The sequence below is a fragment of the Metabacillus sp. 22489 genome (genome assembly GCF_052044855.1).
GTDB lineage: Bacteria > Bacillota > Bacilli > Bacillales > Bacillaceae > Metabacillus > Metabacillus niabensis.
In genome coordinates, this window is the sequence record NZ_JBQENT010000042.1 from 15,187 (window position 1) to 37,725 (window position 22,539).

Below are 22,539 nucleotides of genomic sequence, written 5' to 3' on the forward strand. Positions count from 1 at the left end.
ATTTCTCATTTTTATACCTTTCTAATTGTAAAAAATTTCGTTAAAAGCCAAGGTCCTGGTGCAAAGCCCAATGTTAGCTGCCATGCCCCTAACCCCTCTAATCCATATTCTTGAATAAGGGACATTTTTGCCCCCATGCTTCTCACATCTTCAAACCAAACTTCATGTGTGACTCCTTGTTGATCGGTATAACGGAAAAATGGTGATTCAAATTCAGTTGAATATTGTATCGGTGATTGATGTCTCATTGCGGTATCGATCGCATCTTGATTTGAAATTGCTGGCGCAGCCCTTCCCGGTATGTACGGAATCATCCAATCGTATCCATATAAAGGTGTGCCAACAATAATTTTTCTACGAGGGACATATCTTATCGCAAATTCCACTGTTCTCCGTACCTCAGTTATGGGAGCAACAGGTCCTGGCTCACTTCCCGCATGGTGCCAATCGTAAGCCATGATAAACATAAAGTCGACAACAGAGCCTATTCCTCCGTAATCATATCCTCTAAGCCATGGAATATCTTCACTCGTTTTTGCAGGAACAGCAATTGTAAGCGTGCTTCTAAGTGGCTGCAACCGTTCCTTCAACTCACGTAAAAATCCTGTATAGAGATCTCGATCTTCAGCCATAACGCGTTCAAAGTCGATATTCACACCACCATACCCTCTATTTGTCACTAAATAAACAATATTATTCACAAGGTTCGTCCTTGCTGTTGGATTGTTTAATACTTGGTGAACAAGTTCAGGACTAAAGCCCTCTGCTGTTAAATTCGTGATCGTCACAAGAGGTCTGACCCGATGGCTCCATGTTGTTTGTATGGCTGTTAAATCATTTAACGTATTGGCAATATCTCCATTACTAGCAAAATGATATTCAAAAATAGATATAGCTGTACTATATGGGGCAAAATCACTGATTAAAGCCCGGTCTAGCTCTGGGCTTCGAACAACGTAGAAGCTTAATGTAGAGGCAAGATAATTCATAGTAGGAATCGTTAATCTCATCCCTGGTTGTAATGTAGCAGAGGTAACAGTCGGATTTGCTCGTGTTAGCCGCTCTACAGATATGAAAGACCTTCTTGCAATCCTCGTCAAAGTATCCCCCGGTTGAACGATATACGTATATAAAGGAATGAGCAAAGCTTGACCCGGAACAATATTCGCTTCTGCTAAACCATTCACAAGACGAATCTGATCGATCGCAGCCCCGTATCTCCTGCTTATTGTAAATAAGGAATCACCAGCTTGAACCTCATGATAAAACATTGTCGTCCCTCCATGAAAGGATCCGAAAAATTCCATACCCTTTATCAAGTTTTATCTATTGAAAAAAGAAGTAATTTCCTTTCATTTATATGATTTATTTTTCGTTTTAGAATGGAAATAAATCATTTATGTAATTGTTATATCCCAAAAAAAGGAGTAGCTATAGCTACCCCTAATTCAACGATTATTTGTTAAAACACTTAACTGGCTACTTCACTTCGTATTATACTGTAATGAATTAGTAAAAAGGGGATTCCGAATAATCGCATTTTATGGGTAGCTGTAAGCTCTCCTTCCCTAATTTCTTCAATTAAAAAGTATTCTGATAACGGTAGCTTAAAAAGCATCTTTCCTATTGCTAAATATATACCTGGGTCCCCTTCTCCCTCACTTGAAAGTACGAGAGAACCATTGATTTCATTAAGCTGTAGAATCCCAATCATAGTCGAAAAGGGAAGTGGAAGGGCAATATTCATATATGTCCGTCCCATATTTTCGTGATAGGAATAAATTGCTGTAAAGACAGTATTTTGCCTAACTTTTCTTACCCATGCCCGAGGGTTTTTCCTTCCATCCATTAATGGATCAACTGCGAATATTTCCCCTTTCATCTCAGTCGTCTTACTTGAGATCGGCAAATTTAATTGCTGCATTTGAACACTAAACAGCTTATAAATTAGTAAGAAGGGCTTAAACCAGGCAGCCCACCTTACTGAAGAAAATAATCGATATCGTTCAGTATGTTCATAAAAATCGATAATCGTACTTGGCAATACCTTTGTATCTACGAAAACATTTAAATGCTCAACAAGCCCTTGCTCATATGTGTCATCTACTTTTAATTTGCCACGAATTTGACTAACTGGGAAACTCCAACCATGCTGCTTTGATTTTGGTACCTTAATTGCCCAACCTATTAAACCTAAAAGTCCAAACAGTAAACAATTAAATATACCGTGAAAGGTTAGCATAAAATCAATCCCTACATACCATATCCCAAACGCTCTTCCTGCTGCATAAAGAAATGAGAATAAAATCGTAATGCTCAATGCACTGTATGATAAGCGAACAAATAATGCCTGTAAAAGACTAGGAAATCTTGTTTTAAATGCTAGATATACTAGACTATATATCGCAAAAATATAAAGCAGCACGGAAAAAAATTCTAGAAACGGCCAAAATGTAATCCCTATAGCTACTAGTAAAGGCCCTGCTATAACAAAGGATACAATCCAACGGTATAATCGGGACATTTGCATGCGACCGAGCAATCCGATAGATATCGGCAATAAAAATGCAGAGTAATGAAAATGAATAGCTGTAAGCCAATTAATAAGAGGACTAAAGCCCATATCAATTCCATTCTGATAAATAAATAACCATCCACCACCTATAAATAAATACATCATACCTATATCAATTGAAATTTCTGCCCAGTTTACAAATCCGCGATTTAAAAATCGATATAAACCACATAATGCTACAAAAACGGTAAAAATAAAATACAAAGAAGAAAAGACAAGCTGCCCAATATCCGACGTAAAGACATGCAATAATACTATGGAAAGCATTCCTAACCATATGAAAAAAACATGTAGCTTTTTTAAATCCAGGATCATCTGAAGCATGACTGGGATAAAAACGAGTTGAGCAACCGTAAGCATTAATAAATAAGGCTCATCTGTTAAAAAACTACATGTAACAAATAGCCCCATTCCACCTAGAGTAATTGAACTATAAATCTTCGGGCTTAAAAATCCCTTCATAAGCTATCAGCCTTCCTATCAATCGATTTCGTATCGTCACTTTTATCGTATATACTTCCTTTACGTCATCATATCCTTCCTCAACATCAACAACTCCTTGGAATAGGTGGGGAATCGGAATTTCTAGTTGAGAAATAACGATTCGCTGACTCCCAGATTTAATGCGTAAATAACCTTTATCTGTGACTTCAAAATGCAAATCTGAATAAAACAGGCTCGGTTCTCCTAAATAATCCTTTACAACCTTTCGCTTTGAATCAATTGTCATAAAGGCATTAAAATGTCTTATAGCCTTATCAAAATAAAACATCCGCTCCCAATAAATTTCGTCTTCACCATTCATACATTTTCTACAACTATTTTTAATTGTAAAAGGGACATTCTTTCCCTCTTCAGGAAATAAAAACTTCCAACGGGTTGCCAAATTTAAGAACGGCTTTATCCACCACTTTCCGCTCTCTATGTTTAACATCGTTCCCGAAGCATAAAAAGTCTTATTTATTGTAAGATCATAACGTTCTTGCAGCTTAGGATGTAGTCTTGAAAAGTTCTCACCTAAAAGCTCACGGTAAATTGACACATTATCAAACCTTTCTAGTACGTTTACAGTTTGTCGAAGTTGGTAAATCTTTAGCTAGTAAGAAACCAATTAGTGATAGAAACCAAAGACTCAAATTAAAGGTTATCGGGTTAAACGGATGTAACCAAAGTGATGAGTCTGCAAGAATAGTGGTTATCATTAAAATCGGAAATACAATAAGCTGAAGGGCGAACAAATATCTTTTCCTCCGATAAATCAGCCAGACAAACCCGAATATAATCTCCATCATTCCAATTACCTTAACTAAATTCACAGCAAATCCCCCATCAAGTGATGTTATGCTTGTGAGTAAAGAGAGTTCTACAGGATGGGTAGCAACAATTTTTGGGATAAGACCGTGATATAACCAAACGAAGAAAAATAGAAATGTTAAGAAGCTATTACTAAAGAAACGTATATACTGTGTTCTCGGCTGTTCCCCCGTTTCAAGCCAACGTTTTAATACATCAAAGCTTAGTGCAGTCCCCCAGCCCATAATCGGACGGAAAAAGAAATCAATAAATCGCCCAAACAAGCCATTTCTCATTTCGTAATCATATTGGGTCAGGAACGTTGTCCCATTTTCTGTCGGTATATATTGCCAATACCCCTTCCCTTCTTTAATTGGAGATATTTTTTGTTCTGTACCAAAGTGAAGGGAAGAAGTTTTTGTGCCATCATTTTTATTGTGGGTACCGACACTTCTTCCCCAGCCGCTTACGGTAAAACCAAAGCCTATTTTTGTCTCATATAAAAAGGATTGTGGCTCATCTTCTGTTTTTTTCGGTAAATACGTAATAGAAGAAAATCTTAAATCCCATTGTTCATGGAGTTCAGGCGTTTGAGTCATTCGCCATACCTCATTTACTTTTGCTTTTATCGGTATCTCAACATATATTGGTTTATTTTTCATAGTAACCTCTGGAATTTGATTTTTTCTTTATCTAGATTGTAATGCAATATTTTCAATATCCCTTTTGTAATTGTGAAACTCTTCACAAGTATATTTAAATTGAACCTAAGTTTATCCACTTACTTACTCTCATCCATTTTATTTATTACGTTTAATCCTATTAAGAATAAACTATTTCGTGAATCGAGACGGGGCAAACAATCTCCTATCAAATAATAATTCTCCATTTATTTAACATTTCCTTCTTAAGCCTCACCTAAATTGTTTACAATTAAATGCAAAGAGAAAAGAGCTGAAAAATCAGCTCTTAAACTTATTTTGGGATATTCACCTTAAACGACTCAAACTCAACTTTCTGTAATGAATCACCTTTAAACTCTATCTCTTTTGATTTACCATTTTGATCATATTCTTCTCCACCTTTACCTGTTGGTGTTTCGATATAAGGTGTAATCGTTAATTCTGTAACAGTAGAATCAATTGGATCAAACTGCTTGTTGCTTTTATAAACAAGATGGTCTTTTACCTTTTTACCTTCTACTCCACCAGAATGGCTTGTGATTTCATTTCCGTTTTGATCAACCATAAGAAATTCTATATCACCTGCACGACTCTGTTCAAAATCCGTTTTTTCTTCAGAACTCTCGAAAGATACGCTAACACCTGTATCACTTACAGCTAATTCTGTGACTGTAAGATGAATGCCATCAACATTTTGTGAATGGTGAATAGGAACTTTTTTCATGTCTGTTATTTTTTTGATTGGCGTTGAGAAATACCAATTTTCTCCGTTTTCCCCATGCAAAATTAATCCTAGCTCGAAAGCGTTCGGCATATCATCGGTTACGGTTATCGTCTGAATTGCAGTTTTTGTTGTTGCAGATTGACTCTCCTCCTTGTATCCACCAGAGGAGCCGTCAGGTAATTCACCGTCAATCGTAAAATCCATACCAGCACCAAAATAATGCTCCCCAAGCTCCTTTTCAGATTCAATAATGAGCCCGATTGTAATATTATTTTGGTCATATAAAATCTCATCAAGCGTTACGGAAATTCCATTGATTGTCTGTGTCTCTCCAACCTCTGTTGTTAATCCCTTTTTTTGTGCCTGCTGTAACCCTATTAAATCAGAATCACCGAATACAGAGCCAATAAGCGGTATTTGCGCCAAATTACTCGCTAGAACCGGAGAATAGTAAGATGAACCAATCAATAGCCCAAAAGCAGCTGCAACACTACCAAGAGCATAAATCACCTTACGTTTTTTATTATTTTTTCGATTGCGATAAGGAGTGTTCACCTTGTTTTTCATTTGTTCTTCTGCTTGAGCAATCCCCATTTGAATCGCTGATCGAACTTGTTCCTTTGGAAACTCATCAAACCGATTATGTGATTTTTCCATTTAATTTATAGCTCCTTTCCAGCTCACTTTTTAATTTTTTCTTCGCTCTGCGTAAATAGGTTTTTACCGTCCCAACTGGCTTTTCCATTACCTCGGAAATATCTTTAATTGATAAGTCATGATAGTAAAATAAGATAATAGATGTTTGATAGGATGTATTAAGTGTCGATAATGCCTCACTTAAATGAAAGGACTCTATCTCTTTGTCTTGCTTTTTATCTAATTTCTTTAGCAGTTCATTTTCTTCATATGGGATAATTTGTTTTCGTTTTCGCAATAGGTTATAGCACTCATGAATAAGAATTTTAAATAACCATGTTGAAAAATACTCTGGATTTTTCAATTTACCTATTGATAGAAACGCTTTGCATGCAGCCTCTTGTATCGCATCCAGAGCATCTTCCTTATTTCCAACATAAGAAAGAGCTTTATAATAGAGCATTTTTTCTTCAAGAAATAGCAATTCCTCAAATGCAGCTGCGTCCCCTTTAATCGCTCGTTTCACTGTATGTAGATCATGCTTCACGTTGTAATCCCTCCTTTCACTTAATTAGAGCTATCTGGACATGAAAAAAGTTTCAAAACACCTGATTTTTTTTAAAATTTTTTTACCAATTAAACAAAAAAATACTTTGCTCCTTATTGAAGCAAAGCACCATTTCAACTTACACAATCTATTACACTATTTAAGAATTTGTTATTAAGGAATTTTAGAAAGTTCCTTTGCTACTTCTTCTGGAACCTTGAAGCTCACGTTTAATTCCTTTGCTGTAAAACTAATATAAGGACTATTTTTATATGTAATAACTGTAGCAATTTCTTCAAGCTTCTTTTCTTGAGAATCTCCAGGCTTGTGTGTATCCTCCTGATACATTTCATAAATATACTCTTGTTCTGCATTTGTAGGAGTATCCTCATTTACCCATTTATCAACTTTAAGTGAGCGAACGAATTCAATGATTTCCTCTTTACTATCAATTTTTTTCAAAACCAAGCTTGGATTTCCCTCTGACAAAACCTCAATCCTTTGTGCTTTCTCAAAACCAAAATCTTCATTCATATCTTTTTTCCCTATGCTACAGCCAATTAATAGTATAGATATACTCATTACAACTATAAGTAGTACACTACCTTTTTTCATCATCGCTTTCCTCCTAAAGAGCCTCGCAAAATACTTACTGCCAATATATGAAAATATTAACATTCACAAACTCCTTTTTCTATACAGAAAAAGTCTAAAATCATATCAGTCTTAGGACTTAGTTGTTCATAACACGAAATACTCTGTACCAATAAAAAAGAGCTGAATGAACAGCTCGATGGAGGATAAAAGGGAACGATCTATTTCTAAAATACTTATTGACTAGATTTGCTCTAATAGCAACGCTTTATTCGATAAAATACATTTTACCGTTCACCTCAAGCGACACAGAAGATTGTTTCATTTCTTCTTTTAACGATTTTGCATAAGCTACTACTTCGTTCACTTTTTTCTTGTCTAACTTTTCGACAAAACTATAAACAATTGTTACTTTTTCTTTAATCAACTCTTCATTATCAGATACCCATGCACCAGTTCCCTCTATAGACGTCGCTCCTCCGAACATTTTAGAGAAGGTCTCAAGTGTCTTATTTACATATGGGGTATTATCAATAGGCTGATCAATATCATAAGTTGATGGGACATAAATTTTCACAACATCCTCTAGATGATATTGTCCCTTCAATGCGTTCGTTTCTTTAACATTATTCGTTTCTTCTTTGCCAGCTGCATATACCGTATTTCCTAAGAAGCCAACTAATACCAAACATAATACCCAATACAACAACTTATTCCTTTTCAAGACTACCACTCCTTTTACTGTTTATAAACCATTGCCTTACTCTTTATAATGTAAAATAGTGGAATTCTTTTAGGAATAGGTAAGCCTTCCTTACTTCTATAAGAAATAATATAAATTAGGGTCCTTTTTCATATTATTCAGCGTAAATTAATGCTTATTACAGACATGTTTTATACAAGAAACCTAATTTGACTATCCTTTTTACATTTGGCTCTGTTAAACTTTGTTGATGATTTCCACTACAGGAATTCACCTTCCGCGGGCGGTTCGGGAGCCTCCTCGTATTTCCGCGCCTATGGACTCTCCCTTCCTCACCCTTCTCTAAGCAGTAGACTAATGTATATGTTCCAGTCAACAATAATCTTTAACATTGCCTTACATTTTAAAAGATTCCCTTAATCCCAAGGAAGTCTTTCATTTTTTAATAGATAATGACTTTCTCCAAATGTTCTATCATATTAGAAAAAACTATATCTACTAATTGGTCATCTAATAGTGTTTATTTAAACCAACCTTTCCTCTTAAACCAAAGGAACATCGATACACCACTTAGCCCCATGAGCCCTAAACAAATAAAGTATCCATATTTCCATGTTAATTCAGGCATGTTTTCAAAGTTCATTCCATATATTCCTGCAATAAATGTTAATGGAGCAAATATTGAAGTAATAATCGTTAAAACCTTCATGACGTTATTTGTTTGATGTGAGTTTAGTGACAAATAGCTATCTCTTATATCAGCCGTTACCTCTCGATTCGACATCACCATTTCTGTTAGCTTAAGTAAATGGTCATAAATATTGGAAAAGTATTCTCTTCTATCCCTAATCTCGATTAAATGTTGGGAATTTAACATCCGATAAAGCAAATCCCGCATTGGATTAATCGTATGTCGTAAATTTAGCAGCAAATACCTGATATCAAATAACTCATTTAATAAAGCATTCATTGATTTATTTTGCGTATTATCTTCAATTTTGTCCAACTCATCCTCAATTTTATAAATAAGCGGAAAATAGTTATCTACTATTTTATCCAAAATTTGATAGAACACATAAAAGGTGTCCCATCTATCGATATTATGTTGGGCCAATAATCTATCCCAAACCTGAGACACTTCATTTGAAGGAGAACGATGAAAGGTAACGACAAAGTTCGCGCCAACAAAAAAGTCTAATTCTTCCTTTACAATTTCCTTATCCACTTCTCTTACAATATGTGTTACATAAAATGTATGGTTATCATAATAGTCTAATTTAGGTCGTTGAAGCCTCTGAACACAATCCTCAATGGCTAGTGGGTGAAAATGAAAAGTGTCTGCTAAATGATTTATCTCATCGTCAGTAGGTTCATTAAAATCAACCCAAAACCACTTATATTTTGAAAAATTTATATTAGTTAATGCTATTTCTTTTTCAAGCGTATTTTCATTCGTCACTCCAATAAAATTTATCATTCATTAACACCTTCTAAAATTTACTTCTAGCACTACCATTATAACGAATCTTTCCTACTATTTTATTGTTTTTTTGCAAAGGAACTCATTTTTTCTTGAGGGAACTAATGCCAATAATTAAAATGTGAGGTTCTTTTTCTAACTAATTAAAAACAAAAAAATACACCCCAAAAGTTAGGTATCTTTTGGGGTGTATGAAAAAACTACAAAATTGTTATTAGAAGCTATTTTAATAATCTATTAGATTATTTTGTTAAATATCTTCTTCTCACTAACAGTCCAATTAACGCAGTTCCGATCATGAGTAATCCAATCAGAATGTAATTTGATTGGTCTTCACCTGTTTGTGGCAGCTTTTGCGGATCTCTTGCCGGTTCATTGTCTGGCTTTACAGGATCTATACCATCATTGTCATTATCTCCGTCGTTTGAAGGAGGGACATCACCATCAACTGGTACTACTTTTGTTTTTGTCGGTGTTGTCTTAATTGGATTTTCTGGATCTTTTCCTGGTTCATTTGGCTCTAATGGTTGGTCTGGGTCATACGCGATTGCGATGTTTTCAACGGTTGTATTTGCTGCACTTTCTAACACTTTTACCTGGAAGGTAATCGTTGCTGTTTCACCAGCTCGTAAAGTAACAGGGCTAACCGTTAATTGACCTTCGCTCCAGACGTCACCATCTGTTAATGCTTTTCCATTTAATTTGGTCGTATTTGCGACAAGCTCAACTTGCTTAACGAGTTGATCCTGGATTGTACCATTCCATTTACCACCCGTTTCACCGTTTTTCGCTTCAATCGTATATGTCACAATATCTCCAACACTGACAGTTTCCTTATCGACTACCTTCGATAACGTAATGTCTGCAGGTAATTTTGTTTTCGTACCCGAATTTTTCGGTTCACTTGGTCGGTCAGAACCTCCTGGATTTTCACCTGGGACTGTTCCTTCAACCGTTGCGATATTCGTAATATCACCTGTAGCGTCTTTTGTTACCGTTACGGTAAAGGCTACTTCTACTTTTTCGCCACCTTTTAGGCTGCCGATATCAGCGACTGTTACCACTTGTCCATTTACTGCGCTGTCGTCTTTTGCTTCACCATTCACCGTTAATGTGCCTGGTACATAGCTTAAGCCTTCAGGAATGTTATCGACTACTTTGACATTGTTGACGATTGTTGTCGCAGCTTTGATGTTTTCTGCTGTAATTTTATATGTTAGCTGATCGCCAACTTTTACTTTTTGACCTTCAATTGCTTCACCTTCACGATTAAACACTGCTTTCGCACTGCTTAACTCTCCTGCACCTGGAACAACCTCTGTTTCAGCTGGTGGAGTTGTGATAGGATTCGACGGATCTTTTCCTGGTTCATTCGGATCTAATGGTTGGTCTGGATCATACGCTGTTGCGATGTTTTCAACGGTTGAGTTTAGTGCACCTTCAAGTACTTTCACCTGGAAGGTAATCGTTGCTGTTTCACCAGCTTTTACAGTCACTGGACTCACCGTTAATTGACCTTCGCTCCATACGTCTTCATCAGCTAATGCTTTTCCGTTCAACGTCGTTGAACCTGAAACAAGCTCTACATTTGCTGGTAATGGATCCTCGATTGTACCATTCCATACTCCACCAGTTTCGCCATTTTTCGCTTCAATCGTATATGTCACACTATCTCCGACATTGACAACCTTCTTGTCAGCGACTTTTGACAACGTGATATCTGCTGGAACTTTGACTTCTGTTCCCGGATTTTGCGGCTCACTTGGTTGGTCTGGATCTCCTGGGTTTTCACCTGGAACTGTTCCTTCAACCGTTGCGATGTTTGTGATTTCACCTTTAGCTTCTTCTGTTACTGTTACAGTAAAGGCTACTTCTACTTTTTCGCCACCTTTTAGGCTGCCGATATCAGCGACTGTTACCACTTGGCCATTCACTGCACTATCGTCTTTTGCTTCACCATTCACTGTTAACGTGCCTGGTACATAGCTTAAGCCTTCAGGAATATCATCGACAACTTTAACGTTGTTGACAATCGTTGTTGCAGCTTTAATGTTTTCTGCTGTAATTTTATATGTTAGCTCATCGCCAACTTTTACTTTTTGTCCATCAATCACATCACCATTGGCATTAAATACAGCTTTTTTACTGCTTAATTCTCCTGCACTTGAAACAACTTCTGTTTCAGTTGGGGTAGTGGTGATTGGATTTTCTGGATCTTTTCCTGGTTCAGTCGGATCTAATGGTTGGTCTGGGTCATACGCTGTTGCGATGTTTTCAACAGTTGTACTTACTGCACTTTCTAACACTTTCACCTGGAAGGTGATTGTCGCTGTTTCACCAGCTTGTAAAGTAACAGGGGTTACCGTTAATTGACCTTCACTCCATACGTCTCCGTCTGTTAATGCCTTACCATTTAATCTGGTTGTATTTGCGACTAGCTCGACTTGATCGGCGAGTTGATCCTCGATTGTCCCATTCCATACGCCACCAGTCTCACTATTTTTCGCTTCAATCGTATATGTTACAGTATCTCCGACATTGACAACTTTCTTATCTGCCACTTTTGTAAGTGTAATATCTGCCGGTACTTTGACTTCTGTTCCTGGTTTTTGTGGTTCATTTGGTTGGTCTGGATCTCCTGGGTTTTCACCTGGAACTGTTCCTTCAACCGTTGCGATGTTGGTAATTTCACCTTTAGCTTCTTCTGTTACTTTTACAGTAAAGGCTACTTCTACTTTTTCGCCGCCTTTTAGGCTGCCGATATCATCAACTGTTACCACTTGGCCATTCACTAAACTGTCGTCTTTTGCTTCACCATTCACTGTTAATGTGCCTGGTACATAGCTTAGACCTGCTGGAATGTCATCGACTACTTTAACATTGTTGACGATTGTTGTCGCAGCTTTAATATTTTCAGCTGTAATTTTATATGTTAGCTCATCGCCAACTTTTACTTTTTGGCCATCAATCACATCACCATTGGCATTAAATACAGCTTTTTTACTGCTTAATTCACCGGCACTTGAAACAACTTCTGTTTCAGTTGGTGTAGTTGTGATTGGATTTTCTGGATCTTTTCCTGGTTCATCTGGATCTAATGGTTGGTCTGGGTCAAACGCGGTTGCGATGTTTTCAACCGTTGAGTTTAGTGCACCTTCAAGTACTTTCACCTGGAAGGTTACTGTCGCTGTTTCACCAGCTTTTACAGTTACTGGACTCACCGTTAATTGTCCTTCACTCCATACGTCTTCGTCAGCTAATGCTTTTCCGTTCAACGTCGTTGAACCTGAAACAAGCTCTACATTTGCTGGTAATGGATCCTCGATTGTCCCATTCCATATGCCACCAGATTCACTGTTTTTCGCTTCAATTGTATATGTCACATTATCTCCGACATGAACAACTTTCTTATCAGCGACTTTTGACAATGTAATATCAGCTGGTACTTTGACTTCTGTTCCTGGTTTTTGTGGTTCATTTGGTTGGTCTGGATCTCCTGGGTTTTCACCTGGTACTGATCCTTCAACCGTTGCGATGTTCGTAATTTCACCTTTAGCGTCTTCTGTTACTGTTACAGTAAAGGCTACTTCTACTTTTTCGCCACCTTTTAGGCTTCCGATATCATCAACTGTTACCGCTTGTCCATTCACTGCGCTGTCGTCCTTTGCTTCACCATTCACAGTTAATGTACCTGGTACATAGCTTAGACCTGCTGGAATGTCATCGATTACTTTAACGTTGTTGACAATCGTTGTCACAGCTTTAATGTTTTCTGCAGTAATCTTATATGTTAGCTCATCGCCAACTTTTACTTTTTGTCCATCAATCACATCACCATTGGCATTAAATACAGCTTTTTTACTGCTCAATTCTCCCGCACTTGAAACAACTTCTGTTTCAGTTGGTGTAGAGGTGATTGGATTTTCTGGATCTTTTCCTGGTTCATCTGGATCTAATGGTTGGTCTGGATCATACGCGGTTGCGATATTTTCAACCGTTGAGTTTAGTGCACCTTCAAGTACTTTCACCTGGAAGGTAACTGTTGCTGTTTCGCCAGCTTTTACAGTCACTGGGCTCACCGTTAATTGACCTTCGCTCCATACGTCTTCATCAGCTAATGCTGCTCCGTTCAACGTCGTTGAACCTGAAACAAGCTCTACATTTGCTGGTAACGAATCCTCGATTGTCCCATTCCATATGCCACCAGTTTCCGCATTGTTCGCTTCAATTGTATACGTGACAATGTCTCCGACATGCACGGTTTTCTTATCAGCGACTTTTGACAATGTGATATCAGCTGGTACTTTGACATCTGTTCCTGGTTTTTCTGGTTCATCTGGTTGATCTGGATCACCTGGATTTTCACCTGGTACTGAGCCTTCAACCGTTGCGATATTTGTGATTTCACCTTTCGCGTCTTCTGTTACTGTTACAGTAAAGGCTACTTCTACTTTTTCGCCACCTTTTAGGCTGCCGATATCATCGACTGTTACCACTTGGCCATTCACTGCGCTGTCGCCTTTTGCTTCGCCATTCACAGTTAACGTGCCTGGTACGTAGCTTAAGCCTTCAGGAATATCATCAATTACTTTGACATTGTTGACAATTGTTGTCGCAGCTTTGATGTTTTCTGCTGTAATCTTATATGTCAGCTCATCGCCAACTTTAACTTTTTGGCCATCAATCGCATCGCCATTACTATTAAATACAGCTTTAGAGCTTTTTAGTTCACCTGCACTTGGATCAACTTCTGTTTTAGTAGGTGTTGTCTCCTCAGGAACCATTGGCTGATCTGGATCATGTCCAGTTGCGATATTTTCAATAGTCGTGTTTAACGCATTTTCGAGCACTTTTACCTGGAAGGTAATTGTGGCTGTTTCACCAGCTTTTACAGTCACTGGATTCACCGTTAATTGACCTTCGTTCCATACATCGCCATCAGCTAATGCTGTTCCATTCAACTCAGTTGAACCTGAAACAAGCTCTACATTTGCTGGTAATGTATCTTTGATCGTACCATTCCATGTTGCGCCAGTTTCTGCATTTGTCGCTTCAATTGTGTACGTAACAATGTCTCCGACATGAACGAATTGTTTATCCGCTACTTTCGACAATTTGATCTCAGATGTATTGACTTCAACTTCTTTCGTTGGCTCATCTGGTGTATCAATATTGTCACCGTCAACTGTCGCTTTATTTTGAATGACTTGACCAGCTTGTCCTTGCTTCACTTTTGCATGGAAGGTAACAGTATGCCATTCCGTGTCAGTAACATCTCCAAACTGTCCAGCTAGTTTGCCATCAACAGAATGTCCGTTATCTCCATCTTGACTATCTGTTACGACTGTTCCATCGACTTTTAATGTGCCAGGAACATATTCCAATCCTGCTGGAATTGTATCGGAAATCACAAGATTTTCTACAACACCTTCAGAAACGGTATTACGAGTTTGAATTGTATACTCGATTGTGTCGCCAACTTCAAAGGTGTTCTTGCCTTCTTCCACATTCGTTGCTGATTTTTCAGATTCAAGAACTGGAAGGCGTGGATATACTTTTACTTCTGTTTCTGGTCTATCTGGTGTCTCGAGATTGTCACCTGATATGGTTGCGATATTCTTAATATCCTTACCTGCTTGACCTGATTGTACCTTAACAAGGAATTCAATTTTATGATCCGCAGTATCTCTTACGTCGCCGAATTGTCCAGAGAATATGCCATCTACATAATGACCATCGTCATTATCTTCGGCATCTGATACAGCCACTCCGTCGACTTTTAAGCTACCTGGAACATATTCAAGTCCTGCTGGTAATTTATCTGAAATCACCATATTTTTCACAAGACTATCTTCGATCGTATTTTGTGTCTTGATTGTGTAAAGAAGTGTATCTCCTACTTCAGGATGCTCTAAATCTGTATTTTCTGCTGCTTTTTCCTGAATTGTATACGACTTTTCAGAAACAAGATTTGGCTTTTTCGGTGTTACGTTAACTGTTTCTTCCGGTTTATCCGGGGTAGTGATATTTCCACCTTCAACCGTGGCAATATTTTTAATTGCTTGTTCCGATTGACCCGAATTTATTTTCGCTTGGAATTCCACAGTATGCCATTCTGTATCTGTTACATCTCCAAATGTTCCTTGAACTGCATTATTGACAACATAACCATTGTCAGTATCATCGGCATCTGTCGCAGACTGACCATCGATTTTCAAGCTTCCAGCTACATATGTGAGTCCTGCTGGAATTGTGTCCGAAATCTTTAAGGCAGTTACTACGCCATCTGATACTTTATTACGCGTTTTAATCGTATAAACGACTGTGTCACCGACTTCAAATACTTCCTTGCCTGCTTCCAAATTCGTAGCCGTTTTATCCGACTCTAACACTGGAAGACGTGGATATACTTTTACTTCATTTTCTGGTCTGCTTGGTACATCAAAGTTGTCACCTGATATAGTTGCGATATTCTTGATATCCTTACCAGCTTGACCAGATAGCACCTTAACCTCAAATTCGATTTTATGCACATCTGTATCTAAAATGTCGCCAAATTGACCAGTGAATGTGCCATCAACATAATGACCATTATCATCACCTTCGTCATCCGTTACAGCCACTCCATCAACCTTCAATGTTCCTGGAACATATTCAAGTCCTTCTGGCAATTTGTCTTTAATCGTCATGTTTTTCACAAGACTATTTGAGATTGTGTTTTGTGTCTGAATCGTGTAAGTAAGTGTGTCTCCTACTTCAGGGTGTTCTGTATCTGTATTGCCATCAGCTTTTTGTTTAATAGTTGCTGATTTTTTGGAATCAAGAACAGGCTTCTGATAAGTAAGAGGTGTTGTCGTTTCATTTGATTCGACTACTTTATCTTCGTTCGTTAACAAGTTCGTATAGTCGATTTGCGCTTTATTTTTGACTTGAGTAATTGTATCACTCACTAATGCTTTTACTTTAAATTGGACGGTCATTCCGTTTGGTAAATCAGTTGCGTTTGGTAAGTCACCTAATTTTACGATGACTTTTTGTCCATCAAAATGACCTGCATCGCTGTCATCTGCATCAGTTAGATCGATTGTTCCTGTGCCATTTGTAATTTTTAATGAGCCTGGAACATATTCTGTTCCTTCAGGAATCGCATCTTCAAATAATGCATCAGCCGCAATGTCTCCACCGTTGTTTTTCACGTTTACTTCATATGTTAGCTCATCACCAGCGTTTACTTCTCCCTCTGGTGAGACTGTTTTTTCTGCTACAACACATGGTTCTGTTCCTAGGAAAATATCATCTAGGAAGTTACCAGCACCTATATTTCCACTAGCTGTTTTCAAAGCTTCAAAGCCAAAACGAGTTGTTGTTTGTCCTGCTGGAACAGTATAAGTTCCTGTATAAGTTTTCCATGCTGTATTTCCAGTGGACATTTGAGTTTGTGGCACAGTATTATACGGATTACTTGTCGCCTGTCCGATACGAACCTGCATCGTGTCAACTCCTTGGCGACCCATATGAGATAAGCGCCAATAAAGTGTTTGACCAGGAGTTGTGGCTACATCTTGGTAAAGCATGCCATTTTCATAGGCATTTAATTCTGCCCATCTGTCACCGTCGACTGGATCTGCAAAGTTTGGTGCAACTGAAGGTAGCCCTACCTTATGATTCCATATCTCGATAAGTTTTACGCCTTGGGCATCATCCGTCGTCTTCCATCCTGGAACCTCAGATTCATAGAAATAGATTCCCGCAGAAGTATAGGAACCTCTTGCTGCCCCTTCTTCAAAGCTACCATTAATCAATGCTACTGGTCTCGCACATGCATCGATTTCCGGTTTTGGTAAGACTGTAGTCGTTACTTCATTCGTTTCTGTTGTTTTCTTTTCATTTACTAATAGATTGTCGTAGTTGATGAGTGCCTTGTTGGCAACGACTTTATTAGTTTCAGTTGAAAGTGCCTTTACTTTAAACTGAACAGTGATTCCGTCTGGTAAGTTAGTTGTGTTCGCCAGATCACCTAACTCAACGACAACTTTATTATTGTCTGCATCAAAGTATCCAGCATCGTCTCCAGTTCCATCAGTTAAATCACCTGTGCCAGGTCCATTTGTAATTTTTAAAGATCCTGGAACATATTCTGTACCTTCTGGAATAGCATCTTCAAATACTGCATCTGCTGCGATGTCTCCACCATTATTTTTTACATTTACTTCATAGGTTAACTCGTCACCAGCGAAAACATCACCTTCTGGTGAGACTGTTTTTTCTGCAACGACACATGGTTCTGTTCCGAGGAAAATATCATCTAGGAAGTTACCTGAACCAAAACCTCCAAGATTTTCACCTGCAGTTTTAACTGCTTCAAAACCGAAACGCGTTACAGTTTGTCCTGCTGGAACAGTATAAGTTCCTGTATAAGTTTTCCATGCTGTATTTCCAGTAGACATTTGAGTTTGTGGCACAGTATCATACGGATTACTTGTCGCTTGTCCGATACGAACCTGCATCGTGTCTACCCCTTCGCGTCCCATGTGAGACAATCGCCAATAAAGTGTTTGACCAGGTGTCGTCTCTACATCTTGATAAAGCATTCCATTTTCATAAGCGTTTAGCTCTGCATACCTATTCCCATCTGGCGGTGCAGGAAAATTCCTTACATCACCTGCAGGATATCCCCGTTGATAATCCCATATTTCAATTAATTTTTCACCTTGAGAATCATCTGTAGTCATCCATCCTGGTACTTCGGATTCACGGAACATGAAAGAACCATTATATGAACCGTAAGCTGGACCCTCTTCAAAACTACCATTAATCAACGCTACCGGTTTAAGACATGCATTAATTTGCGGCTTTGGTAGGACTGTATTCGTTACTACATTTGTTTCTGTTGATTGGCTTTCATTTATTAATAGATTGTCATAATTAATGAGCGCCTTGTTGGTAACGACTTTATTTGCATCAGTTGTAAGTGTCTTAACTTTAAACTGAACGGTCATTCCGTCAGGTAAATTGGTTGTATTTTGTAACTCACCTAATTTAACAATGACTTTTTCTCCATCGAAAAGACCTGCATCATCGTCATTTTCGTCTGTTAATTCAACTGTTCCTGATCCGTTTGTAATTTTTAACGAGCCTGGTACATATTCAGTACCTTCAGGAATTGCATCTTCAAAGACAGTATTAGCTGCGACGTCTCCGCCATTGTTTTTCACATTTACTTCGTACGTTAACTCGTCACCAGCAAAAACATCTCCATCTGGTGAGACTGTTTTTTCTGCAACGACACATGGTTCTGTTCCAAGGAAAATATCGTCTATGAAATTACCAGCTCTTATGTCTCCAGTGGCTGAAGAAATGGCTTCAAAACCAAAACGTGTTACTGTTTGACCAGCCGGAACTGTATACGTTCCCGTATAATATTTCCAAGCGTCTTTATCTGTTGACATTGTTTGAACTTTCGGAAGACTATTTGGTGCAGTTGTATTAGAACCAATCTTCACCGCCATCGTGTCTACGCCATATCTACCTTTATGAGCTAAGCGCCAATAAATGGTTTGTCCAGGAGTAGTTTGAACATCTTGATATAAGGTTGCATTCTCAAAACTATTCATTTCAGCAAACTGCTGACCATGAATAACCTCATGTTTATCACGAGCACCATCTGCAAGTTTATCCATTAAACTTTTAACAAAAATGTCAAATCTACCGGTTGAATCGGTTGTAGTCCATCCTGGTATATATTCATCCTGGATACCAGTCCACCCTGGTCCAGCAGGAGTTCTTGGATCATCAGGTGAATATGCTAATTCCTCAAAGCTACCATTAATCAATGCTATTGGTGCTGGACATGCATTTGTAGATCCTTCTGGCTTGATTGTCACTTGTGTGTTTGGTTTATCTGGTGTGGTAATATTATCACCTGTTACTACGCCTGTGTTGGCAATCGTTTGACCAGCTTGATCTGCGTTTACAGTCACTTGGAATGTCAATGTATGCCATTCCGTATCCGTTACATCGCCAAATTGACCAACTACTTGTCCATCTGCAAAATGACCTTTATCATCACTTTGTGCATCAGTCACTGCTGTACCATCTACAGTCAATGTTCCAGGTACATATTCTACCCCTTCTGGAATATCATCGGTGATTGTTAAGTTTGTGACCGAACTATTTTCAAGTGTGTTTCGAGTTTCAATTGTATACAGTAATGTATCTCCAACTTCCGGATTACTCGCATCTGTATTTCCATCAGCTTTCTTTTCGATGCTTGAAGATTTTTTAGACTCTAATATTGGTGTAGGTGTAACGTGAATCGTGATTGTTGCTTCTGCTGTCCCACCATAACCATCATCTACAATGACTGTAAATGTATCGTCTCCAACATAGTCCTTGTTCGGAGTATATGTCCATGTACCATCTTCGTTTACATTTACCGTACCATTAGTAGGTTGTTGATTACCTGCACGATACGTTAAGCTGTCTCCATCTGGATCCTGTCCTTCTACTTGACCTGAAACCGGCTCATTTACTGCAGTCGTTTTTGTATCATCCGGTGCAGTTGGCGGTTGGTTTGTAGAAGTGAAAGATGTAGAGTCAGTTAAGCAATCATAAGCAGCTGCAAGGGTAACTTCCTGATTATGACCTGCATTATTCAATTCTGCTTGAATCTTTCCATCTGCATCTGAAACTAAATCAGTCACAGCCTCTCCGTTAGGCCCTGTTAGCTCCCCTACGTTTGAGGTAAAACTATCCAGAGATGCCCCCTGAACTGGTTTACCTAATGGATCTAATAAAGTTACGGCAGCATTATATCCATTATCCGTTGATGCCGCTAACTCCAAGCTGCTAGGTGCTTGTTTATAATCGTTTTGCGGATTAAGCGTATCAATAGGTGCGTATTGGTTTACAAAATACCAGTTATAAATATCGTGTGTCTCATAGTTAGGAGACCCTGTTGATGCAGTAAAGCTCGCATAAGGTTTTGCTCCATTAAATATCGAGTCAAGATTGATGCTGTTTACATCTAGCACTACTTGAGAACTCGCTCTATCTGGAGAAGTACCTAATCGGACTTGAACGTTTTGATTTAATCCATCATAGTCAATCCATGTATAATATTGAGTTCCGTTAGATAATTCATAATTAGTACCGTTCGTCGTATTGTACTGATCTAAATCTGTATACCAACCGGATTGATTGACCGGTTCTCCATTTACAGTAAGCGCAATATTATTATCTGACGGGTCTTTATAAACATCATTTTTAAAAGTATCATATTTTATACTAAAACTCGGTGCGGTACCATAAACACCTAACCCCCCCCATTAGTTAATGGATTGGTTTGGTTAGCCTGAAGAGTAAAGGTGAATCCGTCACTCGCTCCATTAGGGCTTGTATTAGCAATTTTAAATGAAAATGCTGTACTAAAAGAATAATTGTCTTTCGGACAGAAATTATTTTTCGTAATGACTGTTCCACTTTGTAATTGGGTTGCAGGTGTTAATCGTATAAAATTTTGTCCTTCCGGAACACTTGCAGAACCCATTACATTAAACAATTGATCTACAGTATCTCCAGAGAATCCATCAAGCTTATACGTCAGCCAATTATCATCTGTAGTAGCCGCCTCTGTCTTTATGAGACCAAGACCAAGAGGTTGATTTAAGCTATATGAGATAACAATTAAAAAAACTAAAAATATTTTAAAGATTTTACTGACTGTCGACTTTGATCTCAATATATTTCCCCCTCCCTCAATATTGAATTTCCTCTCTGTCAACTATGAATAGAATCTTATAAGGCCAGTAACAAAGCTTGAAAATAACTAAGTTTCTACTCAGGTAGGGAAACTTTATTTATTCTCTAAACTTATAAAAATATTAAAATGAAAGATTTTTACTAGCACTTACCTGTTGTGACTTATCTACTTTGACAGTTGGAGAATTTGCCTTTTGCTGCACCTTTTTTTCTTGAATATGTATCACTTGATAAAATTACCTTCCTCACTTTTATTAGTAGACTGGTTCATCTACCTTGCAAGCAGTAAGCCCGATAATCCATCATGCAACAAAAAGACTCGACTTCCTATACAAAAAATCCTCACCTCCTTTAAATGCACTCAACTGTCTACTAACTGACATCTATCAGTTTCCTAGATAATATTTTTCAAAAAAACAAGTTTTGAGGGGGGGAATCGACATCAATAAAGACTTAAGACATATAAATAATCCTAAATCGATTGTGGCACTTTTGTACCATAACCCTTTTTAAATAAGGGAAAATCACTGCTGTAAATAACATTCTGTATTCTGAAAATACAATCAATATAAGTAATTGGAAATATTTATACGTTGACACTTCCATAATATATTTTATTTATCGAGCGAAACAAGGGAAATTCGAACTAATATTACAAAAACTTCAACTTTTTTACATAATTTTTTCGCGAAAATTTTCAAACTCTAATAAATTTTTGTCACAAAAAGGGGAATTTTCCGACTACAACTTTCGACTTATTTAAATCGCTCTATCTTTTGGATAAGCAGAAATTCTAAATCTCACGCTATAGAATGACATTTTTATACAAAAAATACTAAAAGTTATGAATATAGCTTGAGAGGTTAGTAGAAAGAATAGTAGAGTTAAATTGATAGTTTATATAAATCAAATTTATAAATCTTCTAAAATTTTAAAAGATAGAGAAGATATTTTTTATCAATAAAAAAGAGACGACCAAGGGAGGTTAGCATATATGAGAGATATCATGGAAACAAGCATTAATAGTAGAGTAGCAATATGCTTGGCGTATGCAGATGAAACAAGAAAATATTTAGAGACAGAATTTAACGATAGCGAGTACAAAGAGGCGTTTCAAAAGTTCAAAAAGATGATTGAAATGGGGAAAGAATGGCTAACAGGGAAAAAAATAAATTGGGAAGATATTTATGAAATGTGTAATGATGATGATGTAGAATATGGATGCTTTAATTTTATTGCAATCTACAGCCTTGAAGAGAAGTATGAAGTTCCCGCTAATTTACTAATATGGACTTTGTATTATTTTACTTATCAATGTGCTTGTGAGGCTAATGAAAGGTATTTCCCTCAAGATTTGTGGGATGGTCATTTACCACCAGAGGATGAAAAGCTTAACATTGATAATTTATCTAAAGAGGCAAAACAATATTTATCTCCGGATATTTGCGAAAAACTACAGCTACTTGAGGAAAAGTATCGAAGCGAATGAACGAAAAAGGACGAATCAAATTATAACTCTATATGATTAGAAGGGGCTGTCTCAA

Annotated in this window: 12 protein-coding genes; 1 reads left to right on the top strand and 11 read right to left on the bottom strand. The window is 37.6% G+C overall.

The genetic code is table 11. The features are described from left to right. Window positions 1-11: 11 nt before the first annotated feature. The 11 genes from ACTJJ9_RS20240 to ACTJJ9_RS20290 form a co-directional block, all read right to left on the bottom strand. Window positions 12-1,271: a glycoside hydrolase family 18 protein gene (locus ACTJJ9_RS20240; RefSeq protein ID WP_145584920.1), complete on the bottom strand. Its 1,260-nt coding sequence runs from the start codon at window positions 1,269-1,271 to the stop codon at window positions 12-14. A 200-nt stretch (window positions 1,272-1,471) separates the two neighbouring features. After that, on the bottom strand, window positions 1,472-3,037 hold the full coding sequence (locus ACTJJ9_RS20245) for a YndJ family protein (RefSeq protein ID WP_145585159.1): 1,566 nt from the start codon (window positions 3,035-3,037) through the stop codon (window positions 1,472-1,474). Then, window positions 3,006-3,617: a DUF4166 domain-containing protein gene (locus tag ACTJJ9_RS20250; protein WP_145585161.1), complete on the bottom strand. Its 612-nt coding sequence runs from the start codon at window positions 3,615-3,617 to the stop codon at window positions 3,006-3,008. The genes ACTJJ9_RS20245 and ACTJJ9_RS20250 overlap by 32 nt, the downstream gene beginning before the upstream one ends. A gap of 4 nt (window positions 3,618-3,621) precedes the next feature. Next, a complete protein-coding gene (locus tag ACTJJ9_RS20255) occupies window positions 3,622-4,530 on the bottom strand; it encodes a DoxX-like family protein (RefSeq protein ID WP_145585163.1) in 909 nt (302 codons plus the stop codon). Window positions 4,531-4,843: 313 nt separating this feature from the next. Continuing rightward, a complete protein-coding gene (locus tag ACTJJ9_RS20260; protein ID WP_145585165.1) occupies window positions 4,844-5,932 on the bottom strand; it encodes a DUF4179 domain-containing protein in 1,089 nt (362 codons plus the stop codon). Next, window positions 5,916-6,458 carry a sigma-70 family RNA polymerase sigma factor gene (locus tag ACTJJ9_RS20265; protein ID WP_145585167.1) on the bottom strand — a complete coding sequence of 181 codons (543 nt, stop codon included), beginning with the start codon at window positions 6,456-6,458 and terminating at the stop codon, window positions 5,916-5,918. Before ACTJJ9_RS20265 ends, ACTJJ9_RS20260 begins: the two co-directional genes overlap by 17 nt. Before the next feature lie 174 nt (window positions 6,459-6,632). After that, window positions 6,633-7,076, bottom strand: coding sequence for a hypothetical protein (locus tag ACTJJ9_RS20270; protein ID WP_440768845.1), 444 nt, complete (start codon window positions 7,074-7,076; stop codon window positions 6,633-6,635). A 244-nt stretch (window positions 7,077-7,320) separates the two neighbouring features. Beyond that, window positions 7,321-7,776 (bottom strand): DUF3574 domain-containing protein, encoded by a 456-nt coding sequence (locus ACTJJ9_RS20275; protein ID WP_249922030.1) that lies wholly within the window; start codon window positions 7,774-7,776, stop codon window positions 7,321-7,323. Window positions 7,777-8,275: 499 nt separating this feature from the next. Next, entirely contained in the window at window positions 8,276-9,232 is a 957-nt protein-coding gene (gene corA, locus ACTJJ9_RS20280) for a magnesium/cobalt transporter CorA (protein ID WP_145585171.1), read from the bottom strand. Window positions 9,233-9,477: 245 nt separating this feature from the next. Next, the gene (locus tag ACTJJ9_RS20285; protein WP_440768847.1) at window positions 9,478-20,520 is read right to left on the bottom strand and encodes an isopeptide-forming domain-containing fimbrial protein; all 11,043 of its coding nucleotides are present in this window, start codon (window positions 20,518-20,520) and stop codon (window positions 9,478-9,480) included. Window positions 20,521-20,549: 29 nt separating this feature from the next. Next, window positions 20,550-20,975: a lectin-like domain-containing protein gene (locus tag ACTJJ9_RS20290; protein WP_186324310.1), complete on the bottom strand. Its 426-nt coding sequence runs from the start codon at window positions 20,973-20,975 to the stop codon at window positions 20,550-20,552. A 1,014-nt stretch (window positions 20,976-21,989) separates the two neighbouring features. Here ACTJJ9_RS20290 and ACTJJ9_RS20295 point away from each other — a divergent pair. Further along, on the top strand, window positions 21,990-22,484 hold the full coding sequence (locus ACTJJ9_RS20295) for an Imm6 family immunity protein (protein WP_255452012.1): 495 nt from the start codon (window positions 21,990-21,992) through the stop codon (window positions 22,482-22,484). Window positions 22,485-22,539 lie beyond the last annotated feature (55 nt).

Bases quoted from the DNA above. Each gene is read 5' to 3' on its own strand.
- ACTJJ9_RS20270 (WP_440768845.1), bottom strand. From the start codon at position 7,076: ATGATGAAAAAAGGTAGTGTACTACTTATAGTTGTAATGAGTATATCT.
- ACTJJ9_RS20240 (WP_145584920.1), bottom strand. From the start codon at position 1,271: ATGTTTTATCATGAGGTTCAAGCTGGTGATTCCTTATTTACAATAAGC.
- ACTJJ9_RS20245 (WP_145585159.1), bottom strand. From the start codon at position 3,037: ATGAAGGGATTTTTAAGCCCGAAGATTTATAGTTCAATTACTCTAGGT.
- ACTJJ9_RS20260 (WP_145585165.1), bottom strand. From the start codon at position 5,932: ATGGAAAAATCACATAATCGGTTTGATGAGTTTCCAAAGGAACAAGTT.
- ACTJJ9_RS20255 (WP_145585163.1), bottom strand. From the start codon at position 4,530: ATGAAAAATAAACCAATATATGTTGAGATACCGATAAAAGCAAAAGTA.
- ACTJJ9_RS20295 (WP_255452012.1), top strand. From the start codon at position 21,990: ATGAGAGATATCATGGAAACAAGCATTAATAGTAGAGTAGCAATATGC.
- corA (WP_145585171.1), bottom strand. From the start codon at position 9,232: ATGATAAATTTTATTGGAGTGACGAATGAAAATACGCTTGAAAAAGAA.